The sequence below is a fragment of the Jiella avicenniae genome, assembly GCF_021390325.1.
Classification (GTDB): Bacteria; Pseudomonadota; Alphaproteobacteria; order Rhizobiales; family Rhizobiaceae; genus Jiella; species Jiella avicenniae.
This window is the reverse complement of the sequence record NZ_JAJUWU010000018.1, coordinates 42,649-58,216: the sequence shown is the minus strand read 5'-3', so window position 1 is coordinate 58,216 and position 15,568 is coordinate 42,649. Positions and strand designations below refer to the sequence as shown.

Genomic DNA, 15,568 nt, shown 5'->3' with positions numbered 1-15,568 from the left:
CGTTCGACCTACGACATTCACAAGTTTCAGATCGCCTCGCCGATGAAGGCGATCTGAAATGTGTGAATCTCCTAGGCCATTTCCCGGGGGTTTCCGGCGGCTGCCCGACGCCCCGAGGCGGCTTCATGCAGGAACGGGCGACCCGTCGAACAGGGCGACGGGCCGCCCGTCTCCGGCCGACGGAGCGGCAGGTCGGCGGACCTTGCCCGGGCTCCTTCGGCCGATCGCCTCTGGCCGACCTTCCGGCCGAGCCCGTTGGGACTCAGCCCTTGGCGGCGCGCTCGATCGCCGCGACGTCGATCTTTTTCATCGCCATCATCGCTTCCATCACCCGCTTCGCCTTCGCCCTGTCCGGATCGCAGAGAAAGGTGGGCAGAATGCGCGGAACGATCTGCCAGGAGAGGCCGAAGCGGTCCTTCACCCAGCCGCAGGCTTCGTTCTCGGGATGGGCCGACAGGGCGTCGTGATAGCGATCGACCTCGTCCTGGCCGTCGCAATCGATCGACAGCGAGATCGCCTCGGTGAAGGTGAAGTTCGGTCCGCCGTTCAGCGCCTGGAAGCGTCGTCCAAACAGAGTGAAGTCGATCATCAGGACGCTGCCGGCCGCGCCGGAAGGATAATCCGCAGGCGCATGCATGATCCGGTCGATGGAGGAGCCGGGAAAGAGATCGACGTAGAACCGTGCCGCCTCCTCGCCGTTCCCGTCGAACCACAGGCAGGTGGCGAGGGCGTCCTTCGTTTCTCGCGTCATGAGTTTCAGCCCTTCCTGCGAGGGCCGACGAGGCCGAAGCGGGCGCCCTCGGGATCGGCCGAGACGATCGCGAAGGAGCCGCCGGGAATCTCGCTCGGCCCATGCAGCGCCCTGCCGCCGGCCGCTTCGAGCCGCCGATGCACCGCATCGATGTCGGCGACGAAGAAATAGACCTGCCAGCCCGCCGAGGCGCCGGGCGGCTGCGGCATGACGGCGCCGATCCGCGTGTCGCCGGCGAACCAGAATTTGTAGTCGCCGAGTTCGCCCATCGGCATGGCGCCGTCCTGCCTCAGGCCGAGAAGCTCAGCATAGAAGGCAACCGCCGCGTCCTGATCGGGCGCCGTCAGCTCGTTCCAGACGGCGTGGCCGGGAAGCGCGGTCATCCCGTCCTGGAAGGCTTGGCTGTCCCGGTCGGAAAAGCCGCGCATCACATAGAACATCGTGCCCTGCGGATCGGCGAGGAAGGCGAAGCGGCCGACTTCGGGGATGTCGGTCGGCGGCATGTGGACCGCCGCGCCGAGGCCTTGCGCCTTTTCCACCGTCGCGTCGACGTCGCCGACGCCGAAATAGATCAGCCATGTCGGTGGCATCGGCGCGCCCTCCGGCATCTTCATGATGCCGCCGACCGGCCCGTCCTCTGCCGCGCAGACGCGGTAGTCGACGCCGGGCGGCCCCATCTGCGGCCTTTCGATCGTCCAGCCGACGACCTTGGCGTAGAATGCCTGCGCCGCGTCCTGGTCGCGGGTGAGAAGCTCGTACCAAATGGGTGTTCCGTGCGGATTGGGCATGCGAGCACTCTTGTGTCCGGGGGTGGGACCGCCGCGGCGACGCGTTCAGATGACCTCGAAGCCGGCGAAGATCATGCGTTTGCCGTCGAAGGGCATTTCGGACGGCATCGTTGCCATCCGCTCGTCTTCCATCATCGCCTTCATGCCGGCGTCGCGCGACGCCTTGTCGTCCCATTCCACAAAGGCGAAAACGATGGCCTCGTCGTCCCCGGCATGGGCGGCACGAAAGAAGTCGGTGACCTCGCCCCGCGGGACGTCGATGCCCCAGGCTTCGACGTCCCGCCTCGCTCCATGGTCGCGAAAAATCGGCCATGCGGACAGCGCCATGGCGCGGAAGGCCTCGCGATTGCCCGAAGGGACGGGAATGACGAAGCCGTCGACATAGCCACCCTCGACGGACCCGCCCTCGTCCATCAGCGTCTCGAAGCCACCGAAGATCATCCGCTTGCCGTCGAAGGGCATGTCGCCGAGTTCGCGCATGCGCGGATCGGCCATCATCCTGTCGAAACAGGCCTTGGCGGTCGGCGCATCGGGAAACTCCATCCAGCCGAAGCAGACGGTCTCGTCGTCCTTTGAAGCGACGGCGCCCTTGAAGTCGTTGACCTTGCCGTCCGGAACGTCGACGCCCCAGGCATCGACGACGCGGCTCGCGCCGAACTCGCGCATCAGCGCCGCCGCCTTGCGGGCATGGTCCTCGAAGGCGGCACGCTTCGCGGTCGGCACCGCCGTCACGAAGCCCTGGATGTAGCTCATTGGTTTCGTCCTTTTCGGCATTGGGACGGGAGGTCGGGGGATTGCCGGATTTGCTGTCGGCTTCTGGCTTAGTCTGCCTGAGGCTCGCCGCCGGCCATGGCCTTTTCCATCGCGGCGAGATCCATCCAGGTGACTTCCCAGATGTGTCCGTCCGGATCTTCGTAGGAGCGGCCATACATGAAGCCGTAGTCCTGTTTCGGCGTCGGATCGGCCGTGCCGCCGGCGGCGACCGCCGCGGCGACGGCGGCGTCGCAGGCTTCGCGGCTGTCCATCGTCAGGCAGAGCAGCACCTGCGCGCTCGTCTTGGCATCGGGAATGGCCTTGGTCGTGAAGTCGCGCCAGCGATCGTGGGAGAGCAGCATGACGTGGATGGTGTCCGAAATCACCATCCCGGACGTCGTCTCGTTGGAGAACCGCTCGTTCTTTTTGGCGCCGAGGGCTTCGTAGAAGGCGGTCGAACGCTTCACGTCGCCGACGGGGAGATTGACGAAGATCTTTTCGCTCATAAGACGCTTCACTTCACTTCACTGTCTGGCGGATCGCTCGCCGGTTTCGGGTCGGTCTTCCGGCTTCAGTCCCGGTCCGGCGCGCCGAGCGGGAAAAGCGGGCGATAGGGTCGTGCCTCATCGATGCAGCGGGCGAAGGAAGGGCGCGCCTTCAGCCGTTCGCGATACGCGGTGACGGCCGGAAATCGGTCGCCGATCGGATGGGTCCAGTCGGCATAGAAGAGCTGCGGCGCGGCGGCGCAGTCGGCGAGGGAGAACGTCTCTCCTGCCACCCATTCGCGGCCCTGCATGTGGCGGTCGAGATGGGCATAGGCGGTGTCGAGCATCGCGCCGGCGCGCTCGACCCCGTAGGGATCGCGGCTGCCCTCGGGAGACAGGGCGTCGATGACGAACTTCTGCTGCGGCGTCGCAATGTAGTTGTCGAAGAAGCGATCCCAGAACCGGACTTGCAGGGCCGCCTTCGGATCGTCCGGGATCAGCCGGACGGGGCCGGGGTAATGCAGCGCCAGATGCTCGATGATGATCGAGGCTTCGACGATCGGCCGGCCGTCGTCCAGAAGCAGCGGGAATTTTCCGATCGGCCAATGCGCTTTCAACTCGCCGAAGGTGTCGGGCGCGTCGGGGCCGAGCATCCGGAATTCGAAGGCGATGTCGTTCTCGTAGAGCGCGATCAGCGCCTTCTGGCAGTAGGAGGAGAAGGGATGGGCGAAGAGCTGCAGCGTCATCCCCGGTCCTCCAGCGCGAACGAGCCGGTGCGGACTTCCCCGGACGGCTCGTAGACGGCGATGATCGCGCCGCTCTCGGAAACTCTGGTGTCGACCAGCCGGAAGGCTCCGGGCATGACGCCTGGAAGCGCCCGTTTGCCGGTGCCGAGAATGACCGGGAAGGTGATGAGATAGAGCCGGTCGATCAGGCCGTTCTCCACGAGTCCGGGATAGATCGTGCTCGATCCCTGAACGATCAGCCGTGGCCCGTCGGTCTCCTTCAGCGCCCTGACGGCGGCGAAGTCTTCCAGCCGGTGGGAATTGTGCCAGGCGAGCGGCTCGCGCGACGATGTGAGCACATATTTCGCCGCCGCGTTGAACTTGTCGGCGAAGGGGTCGCCCTCGATCTTCGGCCAGTGGCCGGCGAAGATGTCGTAGGTCCTGCGCCCCAGCAGCAGGTCGAACGCGCCGGAGAAGACCTCGTCGATGAAGGCCCCCGTCGTCTCGCTGAAATGCGGAACCAGCCAGCCGCCGAAGGCAAAGCCGCCGCTTTCGTCCTCCTGCGGGCCGCCGGGCGCCTGGACGACGCCGTCGAGGGACTGGAACAGGCCCGCCACGATCTTGCGCATCGCATGTCCTTTCTCGGCCGCGCCTCGCGAGCTGCTCTGTCAGTATCGAAGGCTCGGATACCAGTCGGTGCCGCGCCCCTCGGGCGTCGTGTCGAGGATGGTCCAGAGCGGGTTGAGGTCCGGCGCCATGTGCGGGTCCTGGCCGGGATCGGCGATCTCGCTGCCGCCTTCGGGGGCCCAGAAGTGCCGGATCGTCCCGTCCTTGCGCGAGAAGACGTTGTAGGCGGGCATGTCCGAATCCCGGTCGCCGACATAGTCGGCCGTATAGTCGCCGGACGGGTCGCCATAGAGCTTCAGGTTCCGCCAGCCGCGCTCTTCGGCAAGCCCCCTGATCCGCACGATCGGCGAGCGGGCGACCATGGCGAAGGCGACGCGGCGCTCGATATGCGGGGCCTCGCCGTCCCAGGCGCTCATCGTCGCCGCGCACATCGGGCACACGTCCCGGCGCTTCGGCCCGTACATGAAGCTGTAGAGGACGAGCGTGTCGTGCGGGCCGAAGAGATCGGCCAGCCCGACCTCGCCCTTTCCAGTCGCGAAGCGGTAGTCGCGCGAGACCTCGCCGCCGGGCGGAAGCGTCCGTCGCAGCGCCGCGACGCGGGCGAGGTGGCGCCGCAGCTCGATCTCCTCGGCGAGAAGCTCGGTCCGGGCCCGGCGATAGGCGGCGCTCTCATTGGGGAAATGCCGGGGCGCGAGCCGGGCGAGTTCGCCCGCCGGCCTGAGTTCGGCTTCGCTCATCGGTGGTGTCCTTGCAGCGACGGCGGATCGGTTCAGGCGGCGACTTCGTAGCGGGCGGCATTTCTGGCGAAGGGCTCGACCTGCTCGGCGAGCGCCTTTTCGAAGGCGGGCCGGGCAAGGCAGCGCTCCAGATACCGCTCGAGCGCCGGAAAGCCGGCGAGAACGTCGCCGTGGCCGAGGTTGCGCAGCACGGTGGCCATCAGGATGTCGGGCGCGAAGAACTCGCCCACCAGGAAGTCGCGCTCGCCGAGCGCCGCCTGGAGCTGGGCGAGGCGCGTCTCGACCGCCGATACGGCGCCGGGGCGGAGCTTCGCCTTCAGCTCCTCGTCGTCGAGGAAGAAGGCAATTTCGACCAGACGCGCCACCACGGGCTCGACGGTGTTGAGTGCGGCGAAGCTCCAGGTCAGCGCCTGCCGGCGCTCCGCCGGGCCCTTGGGAAGGAGATGGTCGCTCGCCTCGGCGATCGTCCAGACGATCGCGCCGGACTCGAACATCGAGCCGCCGTCCATGTCGATCGCCGGCACCTGGCCGAAGGGCTGGCGGGCGAGGTGCTCCGGCTCGCTCTTCTGCCGGTGGTCGATCAGCCGGGCTTCGTAGGGCAATTTCGCCTCGTTCAGCGCCCAGCGCACCCGCAGGTCGCGGACGTAGCCCTGCGCGAAGGAAGGCACCCAGTCGTAGGCGGTGACGACGATCGAAACCTGTGGATTCGAAGACGATTGCAACGGAACCTCCCAATTCCCGACTGGACATAAACGTTGATATCAACATAAACGTCCTATGTCAAACCGAAATGATTCGCATGCCGAAGCTTCGAACATGGTGCCCTTCACCACCACCATCCGGGTTCGCGACAACTGCCTATGCCTGCACAGCCAGCGGGCGGCCCGGGCGATCGCCCGCAAGTTCGACGAGGCATTCCGGCCGCTCGACCTGAAGAGCGGCCAGTTCTCGATCCTGATGTCGCTCAACCGCCCCGAGCCGCCGACGCTGGGTTCGGTCGCCGACCTTCTCGGCATGGACCGCACGACCCTGACGGCCAATCTGAAGCCGCTGGAACGGCGAGGGCTGCTCCGGGTGTCGCCGGACGAGAAGGACCGGCGTCTGCGCCGCCTTTCGCTGACGGATGCCGGCCGGGACATCCTCGCCGACGCCGTGCCGCTGTGGGAATGGACGCAGGCCGAGCTCGAAGAGGCGCTCGGGATCGCCGGCGATCCGGACCGCCTGCGCAGCGATCTCAACGCCCTTGCCTGAGCGGCGCAGACCCGGTCGGCAGGCGCCGTTCGCCCGGCGTCGGGCCGACTTTCCTTGCGTCGTCCGGCGTTTTGCCACATTGGCATGGTGCCAGAGCGGGCGAACGAGGGCGCGCGAGAGGGGATGTCGGTGAACGATCACTACGCAGACGGCAGCGGCGACGACCGTCGGAACCCGCGCGGCCGGAAATTTCAGTCCTCGCCGGCCCCCAAGCCGCCGAGGCGCTCGCGCCACTCCCGCAACCAGCTGGTGATCTTCCTGAATTTCTGCCTGACGGCGGGCCTGTTCGTGCTTCTGGCCGTCGGCGCGATCCTCTATTGGGGCAAGAGCGAATTCGAGCGGCCCGGGCCGCTGACGAAGGAGGCGACCTATGTCGTCCCGCGCTCGACGGGGGTCTCCTCGATCGCCAGCGGCCTGGAGAGCGAAGGGATCGTCTCCGACGCCCAGGTGTTCGAATACGGCGTGCGCCTGTCCGGCGCCGGCGGCCAGCTGAAGGCCGGCGAATACGCCTTCCCGGCCGGCGCCTCGATGCGGCAGGTGATGGAGAAGCTGAAGAGCGGCGAATCGATCATGCACGCCGTGACGATTCCCGAAGGCTGGACCGTCTATCGCGCCTATGAGCGGATCGCCAATGCCGACTTCCTGACCGGGGACATGCCCGGCGAGGTGCCCGAGGGGACGCTCAAGCCGGACACCTATCTCGTCCAGCGCGGCACCACCCGCAAGGAGGTGGTGCGGCAGATGAAGGGCGCCCAGGACCAGCTCGTCGAGGAGATCTGGGAAGGGCGCGAACCGGACCTGCCGATCAAGGACATCGGCCAGTTCATCACCCTCGCCTCGATCGTCGAGCGCGAGACCGGCATCGCCGGCGAAAGGCCCCACGTCGCCTCGGTGTTCATCAACCGGCTGAAGAAGGGGATGCGGCTCGATTCCGATCCGACCTTCCTCTACGGGGTCTATGGCGGCGAGGGCAAACCCTCCGGCCAGCCGGTCAGCCAGTCCGACAAGGACAGCGAGACGCCCTACAACACCTACAAGATCCGCGGCCTGCCGCCGGGGCCGATCGCCAATCCCGGCCGGGCGGCGCTCGAAGCGGTCGCCCATCCGCTCGAGACCGACGATCTCTTCTTCGTCGCCGACGGCACCGGCGGTCACGTCTTCGCCTCCTCGCTCAAGGAGCACAACAACAACGTCGCGAAATACCGGGCGCTGCAGCGCCAGCGAAACGCCGAGGAAGAAGCCGCCTCGGGCGGGTGAACGTCCACCGGTGACGCCGGGCGACGCGGCCGGAGCCGTCGCCATGGGCCTCGGCTCTGCCCTCGGGGCTTGATCCGAAGGCCGCGATGGGACACTCAGTCGCCAATGGGCCGGCCCGCTTCGCCGGCCCCGGATCCGATCGGAGAGGGCGCGCAATGGCGGTCAGGAGCATGACGGGCTTTGCCCGCGCCGAAGTCGAGACGCCTGCGGGCAGCTTCGTCTGGGAGTTGCGCGCGGTCAACGGCAAGGGGCTCGACGTCCGCTTCCGGCTGCCCCAGGGCATGGAGCATCTCGAAGCGGACCTCCGCCGCCGTCTCGCCGCCACGGTTTCCCGGGGCAATCTCCAGGCCAGCCTGCAGTGGCGGCGCGAGGCCGGCGTTCCGGCCCTCGTCGTCAACGAGGAGATGCTGTCGAAGATCCTCGCCATGTCGAGCCGCCTCGTCGCGGACGGCCATGCCGCCCCGCCGACCGCCGACGGGCTTCTCGCCATCAAGGGCCTGATCGACGTCGCCGAGGAAGCGCTCGACGACACCGCCTCCGGGGCACGCGACGCCGCCGTCGTCGAGGGATTCGACGCGGCGCTGGCGCGGCTGGAAGAGACGCGGCGCGAAGAGGGCGCGGCGCTGCACGGCGTCCTTGCCGACCGGCTGGCCGAGATCGGCACCCTCGTCGAACGGGCCGACGGCGACCCGGCGCGCACCACCGAGGCGATCGCGAGGCGTCTCAAGGAGCAGGTCGAGGCGCTCACCGCGGCGAGCGAGGGCCTCGACCCCGTCCGGCTTCACCAGGAGGCGGCGATCCTCGCCGCGCGGGCCGACATCCGCGAGGAGATCGACCGGCTGCGCGCCCATCTCGCGGCCGCCGGGGCGCTGCTCGACGCCGGCGGGGTGATCGGCCGGCGGCTCGACTTCCTTTCACAGGAATTTCACCGCGAATCGAATACCATCTGTTCGAAGTCCAACGCGGCCTCGCTGACGGCGATCGGGCTCGATCTCAAGGTCCTCGTCGACCAGTTCCGCGAGCAGGTGCAGAACATCGAATGACCCTTTCGACCGACCTCGGCTCGACGCCGGACATCGCCCGCCGCGGCATCATGCTGGTCCTCTCCTCGCCCTCGGGGGCGGGCAAGTCGACGATTGCCCGCAATCTCCTCGAATTCGATCCGAGCTTCTCGCTGTCGGTGTCGGTGACGACGCGAAAGCGCCGCACCAGCGAGATCGACGGCGTCCATTACCGCTTCGTCGACCGGGAGGAATTCGAGTTCCTGCGGGCTGGGGAGGGGCTCTTGGAATGGGCCGAGGTGCACGGCAACTTCTACGGCACCCCCCGCGCGCCGGCGGAAAAGGCGATGCGCGAGGGCCGCGACATGCTCTTCGACATCGACTATCAGGGCGCCCTGCAATTGCAGGAAAAGGCCAAGGACGACGTCGTCTCGATCTTCATCCTGCCGCCTTCGATGGAGGAGCTGAAGACCCGCCTGTTGCGCCGCGCCGAGGACTCGGCCGAGACCATCGCCATCCGCCTGAACAACGCCAAGGTCGAGATCGCGCGCTGGCGCGACTACGACTACGTCGTCGTCAACGACGATCTCGACCGGGCCTTTCAGGCGGTGCGGGCGATCATCGCGGCGGAGCGGCTGAAGCGCGAGCGACGGCCGGGACTGGTGGCCTTTACGGAGACGCTGCTGGCGCAGGAGGTTGGGTGAGGGGGAGCGGTTCGCACGAAGATGCGCGTCCGATCGACCTCGCCGCTCGTGCAGCTCGGTGCGACGGGCGAGGCTGACATGCGATCGAAGATGACATGGTCGACGAGTCATCTTATCTTGAGGCCATGACCCGCGACGACGTCATCGCCCGCCTCAAGGGCCTCGAACCGCAGATCCGCGCCCATGGCGTGGCGGCGCTGTATCTCTATGGCTCCTATGCCCGCGACGAGGCCGGGCCGGACAGCGACATCGATCTGCTGGCCGATTTCGACGAGGGGCGGGACGCCGACATCATGGACTTTCTCGCGCCCTATGAGGCCCTGGAGAGTGCGTTTCCGGGAATGGAGATCGGGTTCAGCACCCGCGACCGGCTGGTGCCTGTCTATCGGCCATTCATCGAAAGCAGCGCGGTCCGCGTTTTCTGATGACTTCGGCCAAAGACCCCCGCGTCAGGCTCCAACATATTCTCGAAAATATCGACGGCATTCTGTCCCACACGGACGGGTTGACCTTCGAGACGATCCTCGGCGATTTCGTGCTCATCCGGGCGGTGGAGCGATCGATCCAGATTATTTCCGAGGCAGCCAAGGAACTGCCAGCCGACCTGCGAAGTCGGGAGCCCGACGTGCCGTGGCAGGGGATCATCGGCATCGGCAACTTCCTGCGCCACGAATACTATCGCATCAATCACAACGACATCCGGTCGATCCTGGTGGTCCATTTGCCGGCTCTACGGCCCGCCGTCATTCGGTTGATGGCACGGCTGGATGGGGAAGCTACACCGTAAGTCATGTCTGCGAGGACATTCGCCCCCGCAATCGCCGCGTTTCGTCCCTTTTTGCCTCGCGGCTCCAGAGGGCGAACGAACCGGACGCCCTTCGGCTCACACCGCATTCGCCAGCCGCACGAACTCGCTGACGCTCAGTGTCTCCGCCCGCCGCTGCGGGTCGATGCCGACGCTCGTGAGCAGCGCTTCGCCGCCGAGGGGCTTCAGGCTCTGGCGCAGCATCTTGCGGCGCTGGCCGAAGGCGGCGGCGGTGACTTTTTCGAGCTTGTCGAGCGCGGCGGGTTCTGGTGCGGGGTTCGGCGTCAGCTGGACTATCGACGAGGTGACCTTCGGCGGTGGCGTGAAGGCGGCGGGAGAGACGTCGAAGAGGATCTTCGCCCGCGCCCGCCAGCCGGCGAGGACCGACAGGCGGCCGTAGTGGTTAGTGCCGGGGGCCGCGACGATGCGCTCGGCGACCTCCTTCTGGAACATCAGCGTCAGGCTTTCCCACACCGGCGGCCAGATGGCGGGGGTGAGCCAGTCGAGCAGCAGCTGAGTGCCGACATTGTAGGGCAGGTTGGCGACGATCTTGACCGGGCCGCCGCCGGACAGCGCCGTGAAATCGACGTCGAGCGCGTCGGCAGAGAGGATATCCAGCCGTCCGGGGAAACGGGCGGCGATTTCCTTGAGGGCTGCGATGCAGCGCGGGTCCTTCTCGATCGCGACGACCTTCCTGGCGCCCTCGGCGAGCAGCGCGCGGGTCAGGCCGCCCGGTCCGGGGCCGACCTCGACGACGGTTGCCCGGTCGAGCGGCAGGGCCTGCCGGGCGATGCGGCCGGTGAGGTTGAGATCGAGGAGGAAGTTCTGGCCGAGGCTCTTCTTCGGCGCGAGGCCGTGCGCCTCGATCACCGCCCGCAGCGGCGGCAGCCCGTCGGTGGGGGGCATCAGGGGGTCTTCGCCGCGGCCTCGCTCGCGGCCATCTTCCAGGCGAGCGCGATGGCGGCGGCAAAGCTGTCGGGGCGCGCGGTGCCGGTGCCGGCGATGTCGGCGGCGGTGCCATGGTCGGGCGAGGTGCGGATGATCGGCAGGCCCAGCGTGACGTTGACGGTTTCGTCGAAGGCCAGCGTCTTGGCCGGAATCAGCGCCTGGTCGTGATACATGCAGATCGCCACGTCGTAGCGCGCCCGGGCCGGCGGGTGGAACATCGTGTCGGCGGGAAGCGGGCCGACCGCATCGATGCCCTCGGCTCTCAGGGCCTCGATCGCCGGGCGGATCACCGCCTCGTCCTCCTCGCCGATCGCCCCCTTTTCGCCGGCATGGGGATTGAGCCCGGCGACGGCGAGACGCGGCGCGGCGATGCCGAGGCGGCGCCGATAGTCCGCTGCGGTGATGCGGCAGGTTTCGACGATCAGATCGCGCGTCAGGGCGGCCGGGACGTCGGCGAGGGGAATGTGGATGGTGACGGGGACGCAGGACAGCTCCGGCCCGGTCAGGAGCATGACCGGCACGACCGGCGTGCCGGACCGCGAGCAGAGCTCGGCGAGATATTCGGTATGGCCGGGATGGCGGAAGCCGACGTCGTAGAGCGCCTTCTTGTCGATCGGCCCGGTGACGATCGCCGAAGCCCGCCCGTCGAGGCAGAAGCCGACGCCCCGGTCGATCGCTTCGATCGTGCCGGCCCCGTTGGCCGGCCGCGGCGTGCCGGGCGTCTCCGTCTGACGGTTTTCGAGGGGCAGCAGCGCCAGCGCCTCGGGGCGGGCACCGGCGGCGTCTTCCGGCGCGGCGATCGTCTCGAAGCGGATCCGGCCGGAAAGTCCCAGCCGGCTCGCGCGGGCGGACAGCATGTCCGGATCGGCAAGGACGAACAGCGGCGGAAGCGCGTCGGCCTTCGCCGCCTTCAGCATCAGCACGATGTCCGCGCCGACGCCGGACGGTTCGCCCAGCGTCACCGCGAGCGGCGCGAGGCGGGTGTCGCCGCCGCCGGCCGTCATTTGCGGACGATCTTCGCGCTCTTCTTGAGCTTGTCGAGAAGCTCCTTGTCGGGGCCCGACTCGCTCTTGCCGAGCTTTTCGAGATCACGCGAGCGGAAGACCATCGCCGCGGACACGTCGTCGGAAATCTCGCGGGTGTTGCACACCATGATGAACTCGACGCCGCGATCGGTTTCCTTCACGGGCGTCGACTTGCCGACCGACGACGCCTCCACCGCGTCCTTCCAGAGCGGCGGCAGCTCCGGCGCCGCGACGCGGCCGAGATCGCGCACGGTCACGTCGCGCAGCTGCTTGGCGATGTCGTAGGTTCCCTCGCAGCCCCGCAGCCGCCCGCGCATGCCCTCGGCCTCGCGCTTGCGCAGCGGCATCCTGGCGCCGCGCTCGCTCGGCGGAATGACGAAGATGATCTGCTGCAGCGTGTATTCGGTGGTGGTCGGCTTCTTGCCGCCCTGGGCCAGCATGCGCTGGACCGCATCCTGCTCGCTCACCGCCTCGTTGCGGCGAAGGCTCGCCTGCACGGCCTGGCCCCAGCTCATCTGGGCGCGGATGTATGTCTTGAAGCCCTCGGCGGAGAAGCCGGCCCGCGACAGCACTTCCGTGAGCTGCGCGGGGGAGAGCTTGTTCTGCTTGGCGAAGTTCTCGAAGGCCTGATCGACGGCCTGATCGGGAATGTTCACCCCGCGCCGCCGCGCTTCCTGCAGCTTCAGCGTTTCGTCGATCAGCTCGTCGGTGGCCTTCTGCGTGAGATTTCCGCTCTCGCGGCGAAGCTTCATGAAGGCCGCCCGCTGACGGATCTGATAGGTGGTGACAGGCTGACCGTTGACGACGACGGCGACCTCCGAAGCCGCCTGCGCCACCTTCGGGGCGAGCGAAAGGTCGGCGGGCGCAGCGACGAAAAAGGCGCCGGCCGCGGCAAGGCCTGCCAGCAATCTCACGAATGTCATCGAGGCTCTGACTCCTCATCCAGAGCGGCCGTTTCTGCCGCTGGGTTGGTCGGTTGGTCGGCGCGGCCGATCGACTTGCGGCCCGCCCGCCGTCAGGCCGTCTTCGTGTAAGCGACTTGACGCTCCGTGAGAAGTGAATTCGTCGCTGACTGCGGTCGGTGGCGCGCGTCACCGGTCCGGTCAACACGAAAGCTTTGGCGAAACGATGGTGACGGCGCGGAACGGCGAGATCGTTTTGCCGCAGGCCTTCGCGCGAGCGTCGGTCGAACCGGAGGGGATTGCCGTCGCCACGCAGGCGCCCCGCACCGGGCTGCCGGCGCGATCGCGTAGCGGCGGAGTGCGCCGCTCAGAGCCCGATGTCGTAGGGTTCGTTGAAGTTCGTCAGCGTCCTCAGGCCGATCTTGAACATCACCGTCGTCGAGCCGTTTTCGTCGGAATAGCTGGAATTTTCGTCCTCGAATGCGAGAAGCATCGAATAGCACTCGTTGGCCCAGCCGACGGCCACGCCCTGGCGGATCACCGACTTGTTCTCGATGTCGTAGCCGATCGTGCCGTAGGCGGTCCAGTTCTGGTCGAATTTCAGCGAGGCGCCGGCGGTGATCTGGTTCTGATCGTCGATCGACCCGTAGGTCGGCTGCGCGTCGATGAAAGAATAGGCGACGTAGCCCGAAGCGATCGGTCCCGTATAGGAGCCGTAGAGATCGGCCCGGCGCAGGGCGAAGTCCTCTTCGTCGAACCGCGCCTGGGTGCCGAAGGTGACGCCGGAGGGCATGCCGAAGGACAGGGAGCCGACATAGTCGGAGCGATCGGTTTCCAGGCCCGAATCATAGCCGACGAGGCTGAGGTCGCGCTGGGCGTAGGAGTTGATGCCGGCCAGATGATAGGACTGGCCGATCACCGCGTCGATCGAATAGCCGCCGTCGAAATTGCCGGCGTAGCGCAGGCCGAGATTGGCCCTGGTGCCCCCCTCGATCCGGTCGTAGCCGGAGAACTTGTCGAGGGAGAAGAGGTTGGCGGTGTTGAAGACGAGGGTCTGGGCGTCTTCGTTCGGAAGATAGCCGATGCTGGTCTCGTCCGGGCGCACGATGATCTGGCCGATCGGCTCGATGACGTGGCTGCCGTATGCCGTCTCGATCATGTAGGGGTAGCGCGCCTCGAGGGCCGCCGTCGCCATGCCTCGCGAGCCGTCGTCGTCGATGTCCACCGCGCCGAAGCCATCGTTGGTGATCCGCGTCCCGCCCGCGTAGAACGGCAGGGTGGAGCCGTTGCTCGACATGTCGGCGGTGTAGAGATCGCCCCGCACCGAGGCCATCGGCGTCAGCACCAGGCCGACGGGAAGGATGTAGCTGTTCTTCCACTCGAGCGCCGTGGTCGCGCGGGTGTAGCTGCCGTCCAGGCCCTCGTAGCGAAGGTTGTTCGGATCGAACTGGAAGCCGTCGAAGGGCTCCGCGCAATCGTCTTCGGGGTCGATCCCGCCCGAAAGATAGGTGTTGCAGATCCGCGTGACGGAATCCTCGTTGCGATGGATCGAAGCGAGGTTGGCGGTCAGCTTGAGTTCGCCGCCGAAAAGCGACTCCGGCTCGATCCGCTCGTAGTCAAGGGACGGCAGGACGTAGGGCTGCTGACGCGACAATCCGTCGTCGTCCGACTGGTACTGGAACTTCTGCGCCCTGAGGTCGAAGTAGCTGCGCTCGCCGAGACCCGTCAGATAGACTTCGGAGACGCGCTTGCCGTCCGAATATCCGGCGATGTCGTAGGTGTTGGCGAAGTTCTGGTCGCTCTCCACGAGGACGTCCCAGCCGAAGGTCCAGCGGTCGGACAGGGCGAACTTGCCGGTCGAGCCGATCATGCCGCGGTCCTTGTTGGCGTAGTCGGGGGTGTCGTCGTCGAAGGTGCCCCGGTCCTGCTGGATGATGCCGGCGGTCTTCAGGGTGAACATGCCGTTGTCGAAGGCCTGCCGATACTCGGCTTCGGCGAGAAAGCCCTGCTTCGTGTAGTAGGTTCCGGCGACGGTGACGTCGGCGCTGTCGTTCAGCACCATGAAATAAGGAACCCGCACGCCGTAGCCGAGATCGCTGGAGGTCCGGAACTCCGGTGCGAGGAAGCCGCTCTGGCGCTTCACCGTCGGGTCGGCCGACTGGAAGTAGGGCAGATAGGCGATGGGCGCGCCGAACAGCTCGAACTGCGCACCGTAATAGCGGATCACCTTCTCCTTCTCGTCCCAGATGATTCGCCGCGCCTTGATCTGCCACAGCGGGGCGCGCTCGGGATTTTCGCGACACGGCTCGCAGGCGGTATAGACGCCGCGCTCGAATGTCGTGGCGCCGTTTCCGCGCACCGCCTGGGCCGCGGCGAATCGGGTGTTTTCCGGCGTTTCCAGCCTGAGGGCCTCGATGAAGCCGTCGCGGAAGTCGTCGGTGACGTCGATCTGGTCGGCATAGATCAGGTTGCCGTCGGGCTCCTTCAGCTCGACGTCGCCGACGGCGATCAGCCGGCGGGTCTTCTGATTGTAGATCAGCCGCCGGGCGACCAGCTTGTATTCGCCGTAATCGATCTGGACACCGCCGGTGGCGGTGACGACGTCGTTCCTGGTGTCGTAATTGACGGTATCGGCGGCCAGGAACAGCTTGGCGTCGCGGTCCGGCGCCGCTGCGCCCACCGTCGGGATCGCCGGCTGAGCGCGCACGCCTGCCGGGTCGCCGAGCAGAAACGCCGCGAAAAGAAGAATGGTCCACGGCCTAAGCCGGAACGCGCCCGGCTCGGCGGCGAACGTCCCCCTCAATGTCAT

The 15,568-nt window shown here is 67.1% G+C and carries 18 protein-coding genes; 6 read left to right on the top strand and 12 right to left on the bottom strand.

Annotated elements, in window-relative coordinates:
• Positions 1-262 precede the first annotated feature (262 nt).
• The 8 genes from LZD57_RS17330 to LZD57_RS17295 form a co-directional block, all read right to left on the bottom strand.
• A complete protein-coding gene (locus LZD57_RS17330; protein ID WP_233720743.1) occupies positions 263-751 on the bottom strand; it encodes a VOC family protein in 489 nt (162 codons plus the stop codon).
• A 5-nt stretch (positions 752-756) separates the two neighbouring features.
• Positions 757-1,539: a VOC family protein gene (locus LZD57_RS17325; protein ID WP_233720742.1), complete on the bottom strand. Its 783-nt coding sequence runs from the start codon at positions 1,537-1,539 to the stop codon at positions 757-759.
• Positions 1,540-1,584: 45 nt separating this feature from the next.
• Positions 1,585-2,292, bottom strand: coding sequence for a DUF1428 domain-containing protein (locus LZD57_RS17320; RefSeq protein WP_233720741.1), 708 nt, complete (start codon positions 2,290-2,292; stop codon positions 1,585-1,587).
• Positions 2,293-2,360: 68 nt separating this feature from the next.
• The gene (locus LZD57_RS17315; protein WP_233720740.1) at positions 2,361-2,798 is read right to left on the bottom strand and encodes a VOC family protein; all 438 of its coding nucleotides are present in this window, start codon (positions 2,796-2,798) and stop codon (positions 2,361-2,363) included.
• A gap of 65 nt (positions 2,799-2,863) precedes the next feature.
• Positions 2,864-3,523 carry a glutathione S-transferase family protein gene (locus LZD57_RS17310; RefSeq protein ID WP_233720739.1) on the bottom strand — a complete coding sequence of 220 codons (660 nt, stop codon included), beginning with the start codon at positions 3,521-3,523 and terminating at the stop codon, positions 2,864-2,866.
• The gene (locus LZD57_RS17305; RefSeq protein ID WP_233720738.1) at positions 3,520-4,131 is read right to left on the bottom strand and encodes a dihydrofolate reductase family protein; all 612 of its coding nucleotides are present in this window, start codon (positions 4,129-4,131) and stop codon (positions 3,520-3,522) included. The genes LZD57_RS17310 and LZD57_RS17305 overlap by 4 nt, the downstream gene beginning before the upstream one ends.
• Positions 4,132-4,170: 39 nt before the next feature.
• Positions 4,171-4,866, bottom strand: coding sequence for a DUF899 family protein (locus LZD57_RS17300; RefSeq protein ID WP_233720737.1), 696 nt, complete (start codon positions 4,864-4,866; stop codon positions 4,171-4,173).
• 32 nt (positions 4,867-4,898) lie between these two features.
• The gene (locus LZD57_RS17295; RefSeq protein ID WP_233720736.1) at positions 4,899-5,588 is read right to left on the bottom strand and encodes a glutathione S-transferase family protein; all 690 of its coding nucleotides are present in this window, start codon (positions 5,586-5,588) and stop codon (positions 4,899-4,901) included.
• Positions 5,589-5,682: 94 nt separating this feature from the next.
• On the opposite strand from LZD57_RS17295, the gene LZD57_RS17290 reads away from it, so the two are divergent.
• From LZD57_RS17290 to LZD57_RS17265, 6 genes are all read left to right on the top strand, one after another.
• Entirely contained in the window at positions 5,683-6,117 is a 435-nt protein-coding gene (locus LZD57_RS17290) for a MarR family winged helix-turn-helix transcriptional regulator (RefSeq protein ID WP_233720735.1), read from the top strand.
• Positions 6,118-6,240: 123 nt separating this feature from the next.
• Positions 6,241-7,374 (top strand): endolytic transglycosylase MltG, encoded by a 1,134-nt coding sequence (gene mltG, locus LZD57_RS17285; protein WP_255700020.1) that lies wholly within the window; start codon positions 6,241-6,243, stop codon positions 7,372-7,374.
• 155 nt (positions 7,375-7,529) lie between these two features.
• On the top strand, positions 7,530-8,417 hold the full coding sequence (locus tag LZD57_RS17280) for a YicC/YloC family endoribonuclease (protein WP_233720733.1): 888 nt from the start codon (positions 7,530-7,532) through the stop codon (positions 8,415-8,417).
• Positions 8,414-9,079: a guanylate kinase gene (gmk, locus tag LZD57_RS17275; RefSeq protein ID WP_233720732.1), complete on the top strand. Its 666-nt coding sequence runs from the start codon at positions 8,414-8,416 to the stop codon at positions 9,077-9,079. Before LZD57_RS17280 ends, gmk begins: the two co-directional genes overlap by 4 nt.
• Positions 9,080-9,174: 95 nt before the next feature.
• Entirely contained in the window at positions 9,175-9,504 is a 330-nt protein-coding gene (locus LZD57_RS17270; protein ID WP_233720731.1) for a nucleotidyltransferase family protein, read from the top strand.
• Positions 9,504-9,866, top strand: coding sequence for a HepT-like ribonuclease domain-containing protein (locus LZD57_RS17265; protein WP_233720730.1), 363 nt, complete (start codon positions 9,504-9,506; stop codon positions 9,864-9,866). Before LZD57_RS17270 ends, LZD57_RS17265 begins: the two co-directional genes overlap by 1 nt.
• A 96-nt stretch (positions 9,867-9,962) precedes the next feature.
• Here the strand turns inward: LZD57_RS17265 and rsmA are convergent, their stop codons facing one another.
• The 4 genes from rsmA to LZD57_RS17245 form a co-directional block, all read right to left on the bottom strand.
• Positions 9,963-10,790 carry a 16S rRNA (adenine(1518)-N(6)/adenine(1519)-N(6))-dimethyltransferase RsmA gene (gene rsmA / locus LZD57_RS17260; RefSeq protein WP_233720729.1) on the bottom strand — a complete coding sequence of 276 codons (828 nt, stop codon included), beginning with the start codon at positions 10,788-10,790 and terminating at the stop codon, positions 9,963-9,965.
• Complete coding sequence (gene pdxA / locus LZD57_RS17255) at positions 10,790-11,836, bottom strand: 4-hydroxythreonine-4-phosphate dehydrogenase PdxA (RefSeq protein WP_233720728.1); 1,047 nt, start codon at positions 11,834-11,836, stop codon at positions 10,790-10,792. The genes rsmA and pdxA overlap by 1 nt, the downstream gene beginning before the upstream one ends.
• A complete protein-coding gene (locus tag LZD57_RS17250; protein ID WP_233720727.1) occupies positions 11,833-12,780 on the bottom strand; it encodes a peptidylprolyl isomerase in 948 nt (315 codons plus the stop codon). Before LZD57_RS17250 ends, pdxA begins: the two co-directional genes overlap by 4 nt.
• Before the next feature lie 346 nt (positions 12,781-13,126).
• Complete coding sequence (locus LZD57_RS17245) at positions 13,127-15,568, bottom strand: LPS-assembly protein LptD (RefSeq protein WP_233720726.1); 2,442 nt, start codon at positions 15,566-15,568, stop codon at positions 13,127-13,129.

Coding starts and splice junctions, on each gene's coding strand:
- LZD57_RS17330 (WP_233720743.1), bottom strand. CDS start 751: ATGACGCGAGAAACGAAGGACGCCCTCGCCACCTGCCTGTGGTTCGAC.
- LZD57_RS17325 (WP_233720742.1), bottom strand. CDS start 1,539: ATGCCCAATCCGCACGGAACACCCATTTGGTACGAGCTTCTCACCCGC.
- LZD57_RS17320 (WP_233720741.1), bottom strand. CDS start 2,292: ATGAGCTACATCCAGGGCTTCGTGACGGCGGTGCCGACCGCGAAGCGT.
- LZD57_RS17315 (WP_233720740.1), bottom strand. CDS start 2,798: ATGAGCGAAAAGATCTTCGTCAATCTCCCCGTCGGCGACGTGAAGCGT.
- LZD57_RS17310 (WP_233720739.1), bottom strand. CDS start 3,523: ATGACGCTGCAGCTCTTCGCCCATCCCTTCTCCTCCTACTGCCAGAAG.
- LZD57_RS17305 (WP_233720738.1), bottom strand. CDS start 4,131: ATGCGCAAGATCGTGGCGGGCCTGTTCCAGTCCCTCGACGGCGTCGTC.
- LZD57_RS17300 (WP_233720737.1), bottom strand. CDS start 4,866: ATGAGCGAAGCCGAACTCAGGCCGGCGGGCGAACTCGCCCGGCTCGCG.
- LZD57_RS17290 (WP_233720735.1), top strand. CDS start 5,683: ATGGTGCCCTTCACCACCACCATCCGGGTTCGCGACAACTGCCTATGC.
- mltG (WP_255700020.1), top strand. CDS start 6,241: ATGTCGGTGAACGATCACTACGCAGACGGCAGCGGCGACGACCGTCGG.
- LZD57_RS17280 (WP_233720733.1), top strand. CDS start 7,530: ATGGCGGTCAGGAGCATGACGGGCTTTGCCCGCGCCGAAGTCGAGACG.
- gmk (WP_233720732.1), top strand. CDS start 8,414: ATGACCCTTTCGACCGACCTCGGCTCGACGCCGGACATCGCCCGCCGC.
- LZD57_RS17270 (WP_233720731.1), top strand. CDS start 9,175: ATGGTCGACGAGTCATCTTATCTTGAGGCCATGACCCGCGACGACGTC.
- LZD57_RS17265 (WP_233720730.1), top strand. CDS start 9,504: ATGACTTCGGCCAAAGACCCCCGCGTCAGGCTCCAACATATTCTCGAA.
- rsmA (WP_233720729.1), bottom strand. CDS start 10,790: ATGCCCCCCACCGACGGGCTGCCGCCGCTGCGGGCGGTGATCGAGGCG.
- pdxA (WP_233720728.1), bottom strand. CDS start 11,836: ATGACGGCCGGCGGCGGCGACACCCGCCTCGCGCCGCTCGCGGTGACG.
- LZD57_RS17250 (WP_233720727.1), bottom strand. CDS start 12,780: ATGACATTCGTGAGATTGCTGGCAGGCCTTGCCGCGGCCGGCGCCTTT.
- LZD57_RS17245 (WP_233720726.1), bottom strand. CDS start 15,568: ATGACATTGAGGGGGACGTTCGCCGCCGAGCCGGGCGCGTTCCGGCTT.